Below are 14,747 nucleotides of genomic sequence, written 5' to 3'. Positions count from 1 at the left end.
GGCGTCAGTCCCAAAGCTTGATGAGATCGTGCACGGGCGCCGCGCGCGGGCGCGGCGGCGCGTGCACCCGGGTGCCGACCGGAAGGACGGCGCCGAGCGCGGCGAGGCCCGGATTGGCGTCCAGCACGCCGGCGATGTCGTCGGCGCCGAGGCCGCGCTCCCGCCAGATCAGGGCGTCCAGCGTATCGCCCTGACGCGCGAACAGGTCGCTTTCGGCGGCGCTCATATCAGCTCCACCATGGTGCGCGGCTTGCCGAGAAGATCGCGGATGGCGTGGCGGCCGTCGCGGCGCAGCTCGCCGATCGCGGAGCTGAGCTCCGCGACGTCGCGCTGGCCGGCGCCGGTCTGATCGAAGTCGCGATAGCGCTCGATGATCTCCGCCTTGGCGAGGCAGCCGATCGCGCGGCGATAGAGGAGGACGTTGCGGCTTTCGCCGGCGATCACCGGCGCGGGCACGTCGGCCAGCGTCGCGTGACCGGCGGCCTGGTGGCGCGCGCGCCAGGCGCGGACGTCGTTGTCGATCGTCAGCATCGCGGCCACGATCGCGGCGCGCAGCCGGCCGGCAGTGACATTGTCGTCGATCCGCTGTTCGGCGCGGACCAACGCGGGATCGACCGGCGGGAAGAAGCCGTCGAACTCGATCTGCTCACCGCCTTCAGCCGGGACCGGCGCGACCAGGACGGGAGGGGGGATGACGATCGACGACATGGAAAACTCCGGTTCGCCCCGCCGGCATTTCCGGGGGTGGGGAAGCGGACGATCGGAGACGGCACGAAGCCGGCCTTTCGCCGTTTCCGCCCCCGGGCGCCGGGGGGCGAGATGGTGCCCGCCGCGGACGGCGGGAATCGGGATCAGTGCGGCGCGGTGCGCGCACCATCGTGTGGGTCGGGATCGGCGGCGAGCAGGTTGCGGGCATTGGCAAGGTGGCCGAGCGCGAGCGCGGCGGCCGCGGCGGCGCCGGCGACATCGCCGGCGCGGCGTGCCTCGGCCGCGCGGCCGACCAGGACGCCGGCGGCGTCGACCAGAAAGCGGGCCGTGGCCGCGCGGTCCGGATCGAGGACGCCGATCGCCTCGGCCGTGTCGATCGCGGCGCCGGCCAGCCCGACCGACCGTTCGACCGCGTCGAAGTCGGCCGCGGCGTCGATCGGCGGCGGCATGCCGGGCGGAGCCGCGGGCATGCAGGCGGCGAGCGGCGCGACCAGAAGAACGGCAAACAGGGTGGATCGGATCAGGCGCATGGTCACTCCTCCGTCTCGGCCGCGGCCGCCTTGGCCTGGGCGCGTTCGATCTTGCGGATGCGGTCCTTCACCCCCACCCGGTCGTGGAGCTGCTCGGCGCGTTTGAAGGCGACCAGCGCCCTGCAGGCGTCGGCAAGGGCGTCGGCATCTTCCTCCCGAGCGGCGGCGTCGGCGCCGCGCCGGTCGTAAGCGAGACCGATCGCCTTCATCAGCTTGGCGCGGACCTCGTCGGGCATGTCGACGTCCTCGATGCGCAGCTCGAGCTCCTCCAGGACGTGGAGGGGGAAGTCTTCGCCGCGGGCGAGCAGCTTCAGGGCCGCTTCCGCCATCTCCTCGACGATGAGGACGGGCGCCTGGCGCTGGAAGCGCGGCGGCATGGCGATGCCGTGGCGAAGCACGTGGCGCACGAGCGGCATCGCGCCTTCATAGTCGCCGACATCGATCCGCCACGTCATGATGGTGGGCAGGACCTCGGCGGACGCGCCGACCTGGTCGCCGGGCTTGCCGGCGGCGAGAAGGCCTTCGATCCAGGGGCCGTATTCGGGCAGCATCGTCCGCTTCGCCTCGATCTTGCGCTCGAGCGATTGGATCTGCTTCAGGCGCCTCAGATCGTGGGCGAGGCGAAGCCCGACCTGCGCGGCCGCGACGTCGGCCGCGCTGCGCGCCGGCGCGCCCGGAGACGCCGACGCCGCGCCGCCGGCCGGAGCGTCGGCTCCGGCATGGCGGGCGGCGAGGACGCGCTCACGATGGCGGCGCGCGAGGCTCATCAGGCTTCAGGTTCCGGCGCGGCCGGCTTGGGAGCCATGCGGATGTTCTCGACGAGGGCGCAGCGGCCATATTCCTCGACCACGTAGCTTTCGTTGACGCTCTCGTAGTTCGAGACCTGGTCGAGCTCCGGCTCGTCCTTCACCATGCGCCGGCGAGTGCCTTCCTGGGCGTAGATGGACAGGTTGTCGAGGCTGGTGATCAGCATCGCGTTGGCCGGGAAGAAGGGGACGCGCACGGCCGGCTTGCCGCCGATCTGCTTGGCGGAGGCCAGGATGCGATCGCGCGCTTCGACCTCGGTCGGCGTGTTCGCCGCCTTGTTGATGATCGGGAAATATTTGTCGTCGACGAGATCCCGGCCGACGATCACCACCAGGTCGGTATCGTCCCGGTGCCATTCGTCGAGCAGGTTGATGGCATCGACGGCAAGCGCGTCGAGATTGACGTAGTCGGCGCGCGCGGTGTCGGCGTTGCCGGCACCGTCGTTGGCAGCCGGATTGTAGATCTCGACGCCGTCCGCGACGTAGATCGCCTTCACATGGCCTTCCGCTTCCGGATCGCCGGTGAGGGCGCCGTCGTCGAGCACCCGCTCCGGCGCGAAGGTGCGGATCTTGAAGAGCCAGCCCTTGTTGACGTCCTGCAGCAGCGGATTTGCTTCGAGGTTGGTCTGCGCCGCGACCTCGACGCCGTTCCAGCCGATCATGATCCGGTCGCGGCCCTGCTGCTTCAGAATCGCGCTCGAGATGAGGTTCGGAAATTCCGGCCGGTGACGCCAGGCGTCCAGCTTCGCATAGCGCAGCGCATGGTCGAAATTGGTCTGCTCGCAGCGATAGCGGCCGAGATCGCCGGTGCTGGTCGGATCGGTCGGCGTGCGGCGGGTGCCGGCGGCGGTGTTGGTGCGGCCCGCGAGCGGGCGGTTGACCGAGATGCCGACCTTGTCGCCTTCCTGGGCGAGAACCGGGATGATGTTGATGCGGCTGAGGAACTCGCTGGATTCCTTCATCCGCTCTTCGAGCTTCTGCTCGACCGCCGGCGCGACGGTGAACTTGCGCGAGGTAACCGCGCCAGGGGTGACGCCGTTCAGCTTTGCGGTCTGCTCGACATAGTTGGTGAAGGCGAGGACGGTATCTTCGTGCATGTCCGGTTCCTAGAAGGCGGAGGGGCGGGGTTGGCGGCGGCGATCAGCAGTCGATCGTGACGAACTTCGAGCCGTTGCCGCCGGTGGCGGGGGAGCGGCTGAAGCTGCCCGGCGCTTCCGTCGCCTCGAGCTTGGTCTTCAGGCCGGTGACCTCGGTGCGGAGCGACGACAGCTGAGCCTCGCTCGCTTCGGCATAGGCCTTGATCCCGTCCTGGATGGCGGTCCGGACCTCGGTCGCGAAGGCGGCGAGCGCGGCATTGTCGTTGGCGGGCGCCGGCGGAGTGGGCGTCGGCGTCGGGGTAGGCGTGGGCGTGGGCGTGGGCGTCGGCGTCGGAGTCGGAGTGGTGCCGCCGAACTTGGTGGCGAACGTGTCGAGCACCCCGCTCAGCTTCGTGATCCAGCCCGGTTCCGAAGCCTCGGCGTCGAGCTCGAGCGTGCCTTCCTCGGCCGCGGTGAAGAAATTCGCCGGATTGAGCTTGCGGCCGTCGAACATCGGCTTCAGCGCCGAGAAAGCCAGCGCTTCGGTGCCCAGCGACGCGGGGCTGTCCGTGACGCCGATGCCGGCCAGGCCGAACTTGGTGGTGCCGCCGAAGTTCGGCGCGAATTCGCAGCTGGTGTAGATCTTCTGCCGGTTGCGGTTGATCTCGATCAGCTCGTCGGTGACGTCGAACTGGGCGAAGAGGGCGAGCCGCTTTTCCGGCTTGCCGTCGATCTGCAGCTCCACCTCTTCGTGCTTGACGGCCAGCACGTCGCCATAGGCCTTGAAGGGGCCGTCCGCGGTGAAGCCGCGGATATGTTCCATGTTGATGCGCGGACCGTAGGTGTCGCGATTGAACATCGAGACCGCGTCCTCGATCATCTGGCGCTCGACCTTGCGGCCATCGGTAGCGGTGGCGCCTTCGACGGCGACGCGGAAGAATTTCGTCTTGGGCATGGCGGTGGCCGGCTCCTGGGTTCGGGTTGGCGGCGGCCCGGCCAGGGGGAAAACCGAGCGCGCCGCCGCAAATCGACGGCGCCAAAAGGCCATTGCGGAGCGATCCGGCGCAACGCGCGGCCGCTGTAGAGTGCCACTCTACAGGGCAGGGCTCTGAAAAGAGGGGAGGGCGGGCGGTTAGCGTCGCCGGCGATGTCGATCCTCGCCCAACCTCGCCTTCCCAAGCCCGCGGGGCCGCTTGACGCGGCCCAGTCGGCCGATCCGTACCGCCAGGCGCGAAGCCTCTACTGGCGCGGTTGGGGCGTGACGCAGATCGCCGAGGAGCTGGGGCTCAAGCGGCCGACCGTCGAAGCCTGGAAGCAGCGCCACAAGTGGGACGAGGCGCCGTCGATCCGCAAGCTCGAGGACTGCCTCGAAGTCAAGCTGATGGCGATGATCGACCGGGCGGAGAGCTGGACCGGCCACGATTTCAAGGTGGCGGACGCGCTGCGCCGGCAGGTGGAATCGCTGGCGAAGATCCGCCGCTACGAGGCACCGGGCGGCCATGAGGGCGATCTCAACGACAAGGTGGCGAACCGCAACGCCGGCCCGAAGAAGAAGGCCCGCAAGAACCATTTCACCGCGGAACAGGTCGCCGAGCTGCGCCGGATCTTCGAATCCGAGCTGTTCAAATATCAAGAGACGTGGCTCGACAGCTCCTCGCTGCGCACCCGCTGGATCCTGAAGTCGCGCCAGATCGGTGCGACGTGGTATTTCGCGCGCGAGGCGCTGATCGACGCGGTGGTGACCGGCCGCAACCAGATCTTCCTGTCGGCGTCGAAGGCGCAGGCGCACGTCTTCCGCAACTACATCATCCAGTTCGCCAAGCGGGTGGGCGTCGACCTGACCGGCGATCCGATCGTCCTCACCAGCGATCTGATCTCGGAAGGGGAGCCCGCGGCCGAGCTCCACTTCCTGGGCACCAACGCGAGGACCGCGCAGGGCTATCACGGCAATTTCTATTTCGACGAATTCTTCTGGGTCTACGGCTTCGAGCAGCTGAACAAGGTCGCCAGCGGCATGGCGATGCACAAGAAGTGGCGGAAGACCTATTTCTCCACGCCGTCGACCGTCGCGCACGAGGCTTATCCCTACTGGACCGGCGAGCGCCGCAACCGGCGCCGGAAGAAGGCGGACCGGGTCGAGTTCGACGTCAGCCACGCGGCGCTGAAGGACGGGGCGGTCGGCCCCGATCGCGCCTGGCGCCACATCGTCACGATCGAGGACGCCGAGGCTGGCGGCTGCGATCTCTTCGACATCGAGGAGCTGCGCGACGAATATGCGCCGGACGAATTCGCCAATCTGTTGATGTGCCAGTTCGTCGACGACAGCCTGTCGGCGTTCAAGTTCAACGACCTCATCGCCTGCGGCTGCGACAGCCTGGTCGAATGGGAGGATTTCAACCCGGAATCGGCGCGGCCGTTCGGCAACAAGGCGGTTTGGGCGGCCTATGACCCGCAGGACAGCGAGGACGGCGACAACGGCGCCCTGGTGATCGCCGCGCCGCCGGCCGAGATCGGCGGCAAGTTCCGCGTGCTGGAGAGGCACCTGCTGCGCGGCCTGGACTTCGAGCAGCAGTCCACGTTCATCGAAGCGATCCTGAAGCGGTTCAACTGCACCTATTTCGCGGTGGACGCGACGCCGGGCTTGGGCAGCGGCGTCTATCAGCTGGTCCGCAAATTCTTCCCGACCGTCACCAAGATCGAATATTCGCTGGAGGCGAAGGCGCAGATGGTGATGAAGGCGCAGAACGTGGTGCGCCGCGGCCGCATCGCATGGGATGCCGGCAATATCGACATCGCCTCCGCCTTCCTGTCGATCAAGAAGGCGCTGACCCAGAGCGGCCGCGCGATGACGTTCAAGGCCGGCCGATCGCGCGAGGACGGCCACGCCGACCTCGCCTGGGCGATCATGCAAATCCTCATCAACGAACCGCTGGACGGCAAGGCCAAGCCGAAAGCCCGAATGGAGATCCTGTGATGGACCAGTTGCCCGCCTTCGGCGCGCTATCCGACGAGGGGCGCAAGCCCGCCGGCGTCGAATGCTTCACCTTCGGCGATCCGGAGGAGGTGCTGAACCGGCGCGAGCTGCTCGACCTCATCGAATGCGTCCATAACGGCCGCTGGTACGAGCCGCCGATCGCGCTGGACGGGCTCGCGCGGGCGTTCCGCGTGTCGCCGCACCACAGCTCGGCGATCATCCTGAAGCGCAACCTGCTGGTCGCTTCCTTCCTGCCCCACCCGCGGCTGAGCGCGAAGGCGTTCGGCGCGTTCGTCCAGGACTATCAGGTCTTCGGCATGGCCTATCTGCAGCGCCGGCGGAACATGATCGGCGGCACGCTGCGCTACGACCATCTGCTGGCGAAATATGTGCGCCGGGGCCTGGAAGCGGGGCGCTGGTGGTGGATCCCGCGCGGGCACCGGAACGAGGAGGAGCTGGAGCCGGGCAGCGTGATCCAGGCGATGCAGCCGGACGTGAACCAGGAAATCTACGGCGTGCCCGAATATATCTCGGCGCTGCAGTCCGCATTGCTGAACGAATCGGCGACGCTGTTCCGGCGCCGCTATTATCTGAACGGCACGCATGCCGGCTTCATCCTGTCGGCGATGGGTGATTTCGACGAAGGCGACATCGACAATTTGCGCGAGGCGCTGAAGAATTCGAAGGGCGTCGGCAATTTCAAGAACCTCTTCCTCCACGCGCCGACCGCGGGCGGCAAGGAAGGCGGGATCAAGCTGACGCCGATCGGCGAGGTGGCGGCGAAGGACGAGTTCCTCGGCATCAAGAACACCACCCGCGACGACGTTCTGGCCGCGCACCGGGTGCCGCCGCAGCTGCTGGGCATCGTGCCGCAGAACCAGGGCGGCTTCGGCAATCCGGCCGACGCCACCGACATGTTCTTCGAGCTCGAGATCGAACCGCTGCAGGCCGCGATCGCCGGCGACATCAACGAACAGGCCGGCGAGGACGTGGTGCGATACCGCGTGCGCGAACGGCGCGCGGCGGCCGCGGCGTGACCTAGGAAGGCGACTGGGCGCGGCGGCGCCATTCGTCGAAGTCGATCGAGCCTGCCAGTCGCGAGCCGAGATAAGCCTCGAGCTGATCGCCGAGCTCCTCCACGCTGGCGCCCTCGGTAAGCGCGCGATAGCCGGCTTCGAGGAACGGTCCTTCCGGCATCGCCACCCTCGCCGCTGTGTCGAGGAGCAGGATGTAGACCGCCTCGGCCTGATCGTCGCTGCAGGCAGCCACCAAACGAAACCGATTGATCCAGGACTCGGCCACGTGGGCGTTGATGCCTCGTGGGTGATCGTCGGCGTCTCGCGAGCTCATCCAGGCTAGATAGCAGCGCCCGCGCGGGCTGACAGCCTCGCCGCGGCCGGGACCGCCTGCGCGCCTTCCCTGCGCGGCCCCGCCGCCCCGGCCGGGCGTCGAGCGAGACCGTCGACCGCCGGGACCGGCCCGAGCAGAGCTGCACCCCCGCCGCGGGCGCTTTTCCCCCCGCCTCGCCCGCGCACTTTATGTGTCGGTTTTGATGCAGATTAGGAGACGTCGCGTCCCCGAGGGGAGAGTACCGCCATTTCGGGGAATTTGCGAGATGCGTTTTGATGCAGCTGGCGGCCTCGCTGCAGGCCACTTGGTTGGCCGGAAAGATGGCGCGCTTCTTGCCCCGCTCACCCCACGGTGAGCCCGCGCCGGCGCAAGCCGGCGCTGCAGCGGTCGCGTTCGCGCCGCCCTGGGAGAAGGACATCATGGGGAGGGGACGGTCACCAGCCGATCAAACAGCGCCGCGCGTAGCGCGTCCTCATATCCTTCCCTCTTCGGCCGGATTCTGGCTCTTGTTTGAACTCGCGCTCCTTTCAAGCGCGCGGCCGAGCGCCGCGAGGACGTCTCCCGTCGTGCCGGCGCCGGCGATGAACCGGGCCTGCTCCTCGGCCGACACCCCGTCGAGCATCGCCTCCGTCTCCGCCGCGGCCGCATGCCTCCGGTGCTCCTCGCACCCGGGCAGGGGCGGCTTCTTGCCCATCAGTCGCTTCACGATCGCCAGCGCCGTGCCTCGCAGCGCGAACCAGTAGGCGTTGGTGATCTGGCGCACCTGGGGGCCGGCGCCGTCGTTATCGAGCGGCTCCGTGCGGCGCAGCCAGTCCAGGAAGCCGTGCTCCTTCAGGCGGGCGAGGGCACGTACGACCGTACCGCGGGCGAGCTTCGTCTGTGCCTGGATCCACGCGATCGAGGGCTCGAGCCGCCCGGTCCTGTAGCAGACAATGCGGCACAAGGTCTTGAGGACCTTCAGCCCGGTGAGGCCGATCGCGCCCATCCGGTCGCCGGGCTTCTTCGTCTGATCGTCGAAGATCTCGGCCGCCTTGATGAGTGCGCCCATGAAGCGGCGCGCGTCCGTTTTCGATGAACCGATCGGATGCCAGATCCGGTGCTCGCGCTCGTGCCTGTGATAGCTGTTGCGCCTCACCGGCTGGAACGTGCGCCGTGCCTTCGTCGGCGCGGCGCCGGCGACCAACTCGCCGATTGCGCGCGCGCTCATGCCCGGCGATCCGTGCGCCGGCCGGCTACCGCCGCGGCCCGTCCAGCAGCGCCTCGGCCGGCGGAAAGCCTTTCAGCAGCATGTCCGCCCATTCCACCGTGAGCTCGCGGCGCCGGTCCATATAGGCCGCCCTGTTGTAGATCCCGCGCACGCCGGCGACCTTGTGCGCCAGCATCAGCTCGATCACGTCGGCGTCGCCGTCGCGTCCGCTCATCGCCGCACGTTCGTTCATGATCGACGAGAAGGTCGACCGCCAGCCGTGGGGAACGTGGCGCCCCCGGAACTCCGTCATCCGCTTGTAGAGAAAGCCGATCGCATTCTCGCTGATCGGCCGGTGAGCGTGCCGGACACCCGGGAACAGCCAAGGGCCCCGGCCGGCGAGGCGCTGCGCCACCTGGATCACGTCGACTGCCTGCGGCGGCAGTGGGACCAGATGATCGAAGGCGGACTGCTCGCTCTCCTCCAGCTCGAGCTTCATCCGCTCCGCCGGCACCAGCCAAAGCGGCTGCTCGCCGTCCAGGTCCTGGAACTCGGCGACGCGCGGCGTGAAGCGGATGATTCCCGGCCGCACCGCAGTGAGCGCCAGGAGCCGGGAGGCCAGCTTCGTAACCGGGTGCGCCGGCGCCGCCTCCACGGCCTTCAGGAAGGCGCGGGCCTCCTCGAGCTTCGTCAGCGCCGGCATGCGGCCCTTGCGGATCGGTTTCAGGACGGCGCCGATCGCCGCGGCCGGATCGATCTCCGCCAGCTCCTCCGCGATCGCCAGGCCGAAGATGGCCGAGATCCGCCCGCGGATGCGGTGCGCCGCCTCGGTCGCGCCGCGCGCCTGCACCGCCGTCAGCAGCTCGCGCACCTGGGAAGGTCGCACCTGGTCGACTGGCACCGTGCCGATCGCGGGGAAGACGTCCGTCACCAGGCTGTCCAGCACCGCCGCCGCATGCTTCGGCTTCCAGAGCGGCGTCTGCATCTCGTGCCAGCGCCGGGCGAGCGCTTCGAAGGTCGGGGCACTTGAGGGGGCATTCGCCTTCGCCGCCGGATCCTCGCCGGCGCGCAGGCGCCGGGCCGCATCCTCCCGCAGCTCGCGCGCCCGCTTCAGGCTGATCTCCGGATAGGAGCCGAGGACGAGGCGCTTCTCCTTCCCCGCCAGCCGGTATTTCCACCGCCAGCTTCGAAAGCCGGTCTTCGTCACGTATAGGTAGAGCCCACCCGTGTCGAAGAGCTTGTAATCTTTCTCCGCCTTCTTCGCGGCCCTGCAGGCGACCTCGGTCAGCACCCGATGCCCCCAGCCCGATAGATGATGCCCCCCAAAGTGCCCCCTTCGTGCGCGCGCTCTCGTGAGAATTACCGGGAACTGCAGGGCACGGAAATGCGCCGTTCACCGCTACAAAGCAAGGCTTCGTGGGATTGTCTGGGAACTTGTGAGAAAGGAGAGTGGCTCCCCGGGACGGATTCGAACCATCGACCAACCGGTTAACAGCCGGTTGCTCTACCGCTGAGCTACCGGGGAGCAGCCTCTTGCCAAGGCAGGGGCGCCTATAGCAGTCCCTTTTCGCGGCTGGCAAGCGCCGCGCGCCGCATTTTTTCAGGCGGCGAACTGTTCCATCGCGATCCGCTCGTCCAGGGCATGTTCGGGATCGAACAGCAAGGTGAGCGCGCGGCTGCGGTCGACGCACACTTCCACGGTCGCGACCTCGCGCACTTCGTGCTGGTCGGCGACGGCGGAGACCGGGCGCTTCAGCGGATCGAGGACCCGGAAACCGACCTTGAGATCGTCCGGCACCAGCGCGCCGCGCCAGCGCCGGGGCCGGAACGGGCTGATCGGCGTCAGCGCGACGAGCTTCGATCCGAGTGGAAGGATCGGGCCGTTGGCCGACAGATTGTAGGCGGTGGAGCCGGCCGGCGTCGCCACCAGCACCCCGTCGCAGATCAGTTCGGGAAGGACGACGCGGCCGTTCACCGACACTTCGATCCAGGCGGTCTGGCGCGTTTCGCGCAGCAGCGACACTTCGTTGATGGCGGGATGGACGACTGTGGTGCCCGAGACGCAGGTGGCGTGCATTTCGAGCGGGGCGACCGAGAAGCGCTTGGCGCGCGCGACCCGCTCCGCCAGGCCGTCGATCCGCCATTCGTTCATCAGGAAGCCGACCGTGCCGCGGTTCATCCCGAAGACCGGCGCGATCGTGCCCTGCCGCAGCATCTGGTGGAGGGTATGGAGGAGGAAGCCGTCGCCGCCCAGCGCCACGATCAGCTCCGCATCCTCCGGCGCGACGAAGTCGTAGCGCGCGCGGAGCATCGCTTCGGCCGCCTGCGCGGATTCGGCGTTCGAGGCGACCAGCGCCATCGGCCCGTGCCCGTTTCCTCCCATCGGCCCCTGCTAGGGCGCGGCGCGGGGCTCCGCAAGCTTGTGCCGTAAAGGGGCGGCCGGCGCGCGGCCATTGGCGGGGGCGGACGAGCGGAGTAGATGGATTGTCGGGCGGCCGCTTCGGCCGGGGGTGCGCGTGGAGGTGAAGGTCGAGATGGATGCTGCCGCACCTTCGGCGCCGCTCTTCATCCTTTCCTTCCGCCATCGCGACGAGCTGAGCCGGCTCGCCGAGGCGGCGGGGTGGCAGCCGATCGCCGCCCGCCGCGCCGCCAATGCCGAGGCGCGCTTCATCGCGTCGGGCGCGGCGGTGGCGCTGGTCGACGCGCGCGGCGCGCTGGAGGAAGGGCGGGAAGGCGTGAAGGCGCTCGCTCAGGCGGCCGAGATCAACGCGGCCGCGCTGCTCGTCCTCCTGTCCCGCACCGACGGCGGCGCGCTCGACGAGATGCACCGGCTGGGCGCCACCCATTTCCTGGTGAGCCCGTTCAGCGAGGCGCATCTGCTGCAGGCGCTGCGCTTCGCCGAGCGCCATGCCGAGCGGGCCGGCGGCGGGCTGCCGGCGCGGCGGCGGGCCGAGGAGGACGGGCAGGCGGCGAGCTGGCGCTGGCAGCCGGGATCGCGCACCGTGGAGCTCAGCCCCGCGCTCGCCCGGCAGGCGGGGCTGGGCGAGGATGCCGGGCGGCGGATCAGCCTGATGGAGCTGTTCCGCAAGCTCGACACGGACGGGCGCAGGGCGGCGCGCGGCGCGATCGACCGGCTGGTCGCGACCGGCGAGGCGACCGCTTTCGCCCATCAGGGCGGGGAGGGGGCGCGGCTCGCCCACCATGTCCGGCTCGGCCAGACCGGCGGCGAGGTGGTGGGGCGCACCGAGACGCTGGACGGCGCCGGCCACGGCGAGTGGCGCGGGCGCGACCCGATGACCGGCGTCGGCGACGCGCGGGCGGCGCGCAGCCGCATCGCCCAGCAGCTGGCGCGCGCCGAGGCGGGCGAGCCCAGAGCGGTGCTGATCCTGCTCGCCGTCAGCCGGTTCGACGCGATCAACGGCGCCTTCGGCCGCGCCACCGGCGACGCCGTCCTGCAGGGCGTCGCGCGGCGGATCGAGCGATCGGTGGACGCCGACAACCGCCGGCGCTTCGTGGCGCGGATGGGCGGGGCCGAGTTCGCGGTGCTGCTCGCCGCGCCGACCGGCCTCGCCGAGGGCCGCTTCCTCGCCGGCCAGGCGATCGAGGCGATCGGCCGGCCGTTCATGTCCGGCGACCATGTCATCACGCTCGGCAGCCGGGCGGGGGTGGTCGCCTCGGCGGCGGGCGACGATGCCGCCGGCCTGCTGCGCCGGGCGACCGCGGCGCTGGCCGAGGCCAAGAGCGCCGACAGCGCGCCAATCCACGTCGCCGAGGGCGAGGCGCCGGGCGGGAGCGCGCTCGGCGACCGGCTGGAGATCGACCTCCGCCGCGCGCTCGACCGGGACCAGATCGACATCCGCTTCCAGCCGCTGGTGGCGGTGGCGACGGGGCGGATCGTCGGCGCCGAGGCGCTGGCGCGCTGGCGCCACCCGGAGCTCGGCGAGCTCGGCGCGGCGACCCTGTTCAGCGTCGCCGAGCGCTCCGACTATCTGGCCCAGCTGTCGGATCATGTGCAGGCCAAGGCGATCCGCGCCGCCGCTGCCTGGCCGGAGGCGCTGGCGGGGCTGCGCCTGTCGGTCAACATCACCGCCGCCGACATCGTCCGCCCCGGCTTCGCGGCGCAGTTCCTGGAGCGGGTGCGGGGCAGCGGCTTCGATCCGGCGCGGCTGACGGTGGAGGTGACCGAGGGCAGCCTGATCGAGGACCTCGCCACCGCCGCCACCCTGCTCGCCCAGTTCCGCGAGGGGGGGCTGAGGGTGGCGATCGACGATTTCGGCACCGGCTATTCGAGCCTTGCCTATCTGAAGGCGCTGCCGCTGGACTATCTGAAGATCGACAAAAGGCTGTCGGAGGACATCGCCGGATCGGTGCGCGACCGGATCGTGGTGCGCAGCGTGATCGACATGGCGCGATCGCTGGGCCTGGGCGTGATCGCCGAAGGGGTGGAGACCGAGGAGCAACTGGGCCTGCTCGCCCAGGAAGGCTGCAACCTCTACCAGGGCTTCCTGTGCGCCCCGCCGGTGACGAGCGCGGCGCTGGCGGAGCTGGTGGCGGCGGCGCAAAGGTGACGAAGGCGCGGCGGTTCACGTCGAAAAGCCCTTAATTCTCAACGTCCGGGGCATCGGAGCCCGGCGGACGGCGGCCGAGCCCGTTCAGCACCGCGATGAGGAGATTGTCGCCGCCCCGGCGTTCAGCGCGCGGTCGATCGCGACGTCGACCTGGTAGGAGCGGCCGGCGGCGAGCGCCTCGTCCCAGGCGCGGCGGAAGCCGGCGGCGCCGGCATGCCCGCGCAGGCGATAGGCGCTTTGCGGCGCCTTGCCGACCGCGCGGGCGGAGCGGGCGACGCAGCCGGTGACGCACAGCCGGTCGATGAAGCCGCGCTGGCGCTCCGGCGTCCAGCCGTCATGGCGCGCCTTCACCGGAACCGGGCGGAAGCGGATGCGGAAAAAGGCCGGGACCCGGCGGATGCGGCCGGCGGCGGGATGGTGCTCGGGCTTCATCCGCCAGCTTATGCGCTCGGGGCGGGGGTGTAGGAAAATGGTTTTTTCCGGCGTGGGAAGAGTCGGCCTTCGACAGGCTCAGGCCGAACGGACTCTCGTTCGTTCTCGACCGGTTACGACACGAAGTTGAGGCGCGCCCCTCAGCGCGGGCCGAGGAAGATGGCGAGGACGATCAGGACGACGATGACGAGGGCGAAGCAGCCGAGCAGGCTTTTCTTCGAATTGCGCGACGGCCTGAGTTCGCCGGAGGCGTCGTGGGCGTGGGGTTCGCGGTCGGGCATTGCGGTCCTCCTCCCCGCTGCAACGAGGCGGCGGGCGGAAAGGTCCGGTCAGGCGAGCACGCGCCAGATGCCGTAGAGGCTGGTGAGGGTGAGGACGGCGCCGACCATCAGCATGAGGAGGCGGGGGCGGACGCGGGCGGCGAGGAAGGCGCCGAACGGGGCGGCGACCACCCCGCCGAGCAGCAGGCCGGTGGTGGCGACGGTGAAGGCTTCGAGGCCGATCGCGGCGATGAAGGTGGCCGAGATGGTGACGGTGACGAAGAATTCGGCGGTGTTGACCGTGCCGATCGCCTTGCGCGGGCTCATCCCCTGGACGAGCAGGTTGGAGGTGACGATCGGCCCCCAGCCGCCGCCGCCGGCCGCGTCGAGGAAGCCGCCGGCGAGACCGAGCGGCGCCACCACCTTCGCCCGGCGCTCCGCCGCCTCGCGCCGCAGCGCGCGCCAGAGGAGGTAGAGGCCGATCGCGGCGAGATAGGCAAGGACGATCGGCCGCGCCGCCGAAACCGGGATCCGGGTCAGAACGTAGGCGCCGAGCACGCCGCCGATCACTCCGGGGACGACCAGCCGGCCGAACAGCCGCCAATCGACGTTGCGATGGGCGATGTGGCTGACGCCCGAGACGGCGGTGGTGAAGCTTTCGGCGGTGTGCACGCTCGCCGAGGCGGCGGCGGGCGGGACGCCCATGCCGATCAGCAGGGTGTTGGAGATGACGCCGAACGCCATGCCGAGCGCGCCGTCGATCAGCTGCGCGGCGAAGCCGATCATGATGAAGGGCACCAGATCGGCGAAGGTCATCACCACCCCCTCTTGTCAGTCCGGCGCCAATCTACTCCCTT

Annotated in this window: 16 protein-coding genes and 1 tRNA gene; 3 read left to right on the top strand and 14 right to left on the bottom strand. The window is 69.7% G+C overall.

The features are described 5' to 3' along the window. Nucleotides 1–4: 4 nt before the first annotated feature. The 6 genes from ACK4K7_RS06660 to ACK4K7_RS06635 form a co-directional block, all read right to left on the bottom strand. Nucleotides 5–226 carry a tail protein X gene (locus ACK4K7_RS06660; RefSeq protein WP_431864546.1) on the bottom strand — a complete coding sequence of 74 codons (222 nt, stop codon included), beginning with the start codon at nt 224–226 and terminating at the stop codon, nt 5–7. Beyond that, entirely contained in the window at nt 223–708 is a 486-nt protein-coding gene (locus ACK4K7_RS06655) for a head completion/stabilization protein (RefSeq protein WP_431864544.1), read from the bottom strand. Before ACK4K7_RS06655 ends, ACK4K7_RS06660 begins: the two co-directional genes overlap by 4 nt. A gap of 143 nt (nt 709–851) precedes the next feature. Then, nucleotides 852–1,238 carry a hypothetical protein gene (locus ACK4K7_RS06650; protein ID WP_431864542.1) on the bottom strand — a complete coding sequence of 129 codons (387 nt, stop codon included), beginning with the start codon at nt 1,236–1,238 and terminating at the stop codon, nt 852–854. A gap of 2 nt (nt 1,239–1,240) precedes the next feature. After that, on the bottom strand, nt 1,241–2,005 hold the full coding sequence (gpM, locus tag ACK4K7_RS06645; RefSeq protein WP_431864541.1) for a phage terminase small subunit: 765 nt from the start codon (nt 2,003–2,005) through the stop codon (nt 1,241–1,243). Continuing rightward, nucleotides 2,005–3,141 carry a phage major capsid protein, P2 family gene (locus ACK4K7_RS06640; RefSeq protein WP_431864540.1) on the bottom strand — a complete coding sequence of 379 codons (1,137 nt, stop codon included), beginning with the start codon at nt 3,139–3,141 and terminating at the stop codon, nt 2,005–2,007. Before ACK4K7_RS06640 ends, gpM begins: the two co-directional genes overlap by 1 nt. Nucleotides 3,142–3,184: 43 nt before the next feature. Continuing rightward, nucleotides 3,185–4,075: a GPO family capsid scaffolding protein gene (locus ACK4K7_RS06635; protein WP_431864539.1), complete on the bottom strand. Its 891-nt coding sequence runs from the start codon at nt 4,073–4,075 to the stop codon at nt 3,185–3,187. A 192-nt stretch (nt 4,076–4,267) separates the two neighbouring features. Between ACK4K7_RS06635 and ACK4K7_RS06630 the strand changes: the two genes are divergently transcribed. Continuing rightward, nucleotides 4,268–6,094 carry a terminase large subunit domain-containing protein gene (locus ACK4K7_RS06630; RefSeq protein ID WP_431864538.1) on the top strand — a complete coding sequence of 609 codons (1,827 nt, stop codon included), beginning with the start codon at nt 4,268–4,270 and terminating at the stop codon, nt 6,092–6,094. Then, complete coding sequence (locus tag ACK4K7_RS06625) at nt 6,094–7,131, top strand: phage portal protein (protein ID WP_431864536.1); 1,038 nt, start codon at nt 6,094–6,096, stop codon at nt 7,129–7,131. The genes ACK4K7_RS06630 and ACK4K7_RS06625 overlap by 1 nt, the downstream gene beginning before the upstream one ends. Nucleotide 7,132: 1 nt before the next feature. On the opposite strand, the gene ACK4K7_RS06620 is transcribed toward ACK4K7_RS06625, so the two are convergent. The 5 genes from ACK4K7_RS06620 to ACK4K7_RS06600 form a co-directional block, all read right to left on the bottom strand. Further along, entirely contained in the window at nt 7,133–7,444 is a 312-nt protein-coding gene (locus ACK4K7_RS06620; protein WP_431864535.1) for a hypothetical protein, read from the bottom strand. A 472-nt stretch (nt 7,445–7,916) separates the two neighbouring features. Beyond that, entirely contained in the window at nt 7,917–8,651 is a 735-nt protein-coding gene (locus tag ACK4K7_RS06615; protein WP_431864533.1) for a hypothetical protein, read from the bottom strand. Nucleotides 8,652–8,676: 25 nt separating this feature from the next. Further along, nucleotides 8,677–9,921 (bottom strand): tyrosine-type recombinase/integrase, encoded by a 1,245-nt coding sequence (locus ACK4K7_RS06610; RefSeq protein ID WP_431864531.1) that lies wholly within the window; start codon nt 9,919–9,921, stop codon nt 8,677–8,679. A 159-nt stretch (nt 9,922–10,080) separates the two neighbouring features. Further along, nucleotides 10,081–10,155: transfer RNA gene (locus ACK4K7_RS06605), tRNA-Asn, on the bottom strand. A 75-nt stretch (nt 10,156–10,230) separates the two neighbouring features. Beyond that, nucleotides 10,231–11,013 carry an NAD kinase gene (locus ACK4K7_RS06600; protein ID WP_431864530.1) on the bottom strand — a complete coding sequence of 261 codons (783 nt, stop codon included), beginning with the start codon at nt 11,011–11,013 and terminating at the stop codon, nt 10,231–10,233. 151 nt (nt 11,014–11,164) lie between these two features. Between ACK4K7_RS06600 and ACK4K7_RS06595 the strand changes: the two genes are divergently transcribed. Further along, nucleotides 11,165–13,198, top strand: a complete 2,034-nt coding sequence (locus tag ACK4K7_RS06595; RefSeq protein ID WP_431864528.1) for a putative bifunctional diguanylate cyclase/phosphodiesterase — start codon at nt 11,165–11,167, stop codon at nt 13,196–13,198. Nucleotides 13,199–13,282: 84 nt separating this feature from the next. On the opposite strand, the gene ACK4K7_RS06590 is transcribed toward ACK4K7_RS06595, so the two are convergent. From ACK4K7_RS06590 to ACK4K7_RS06580, 3 genes are all read right to left on the bottom strand, one after another. Then, entirely contained in the window at nt 13,283–13,630 is a 348-nt protein-coding gene (locus ACK4K7_RS06590) for a hypothetical protein (RefSeq protein WP_431864527.1), read from the bottom strand. Nucleotides 13,631–13,770: 140 nt separating this feature from the next. Further along, nucleotides 13,771–13,911, bottom strand: a complete 141-nt coding sequence (locus ACK4K7_RS06585) for a hypothetical protein (RefSeq protein ID WP_431864525.1) — start codon at nt 13,909–13,911, stop codon at nt 13,771–13,773. 48 nt (nt 13,912–13,959) lie between these two features. Then, on the bottom strand, nt 13,960–14,706 hold the full coding sequence (locus ACK4K7_RS06580; protein ID WP_431864524.1) for a sulfite exporter TauE/SafE family protein: 747 nt from the start codon (nt 14,704–14,706) through the stop codon (nt 13,960–13,962). Nucleotides 14,707–14,747: the final 41 nt, after the last annotated feature.

This window comes from Allosphingosinicella sp. (assembly GCF_046295735.1).
Classification (GTDB): Bacteria; Pseudomonadota; Alphaproteobacteria; order Sphingomonadales; family Sphingomonadaceae; genus Allosphingosinicella.
The sequence above is the reverse complement of the archived record's forward strand: the minus strand, read 5'-3'. Positions and strand labels throughout refer to the sequence as shown.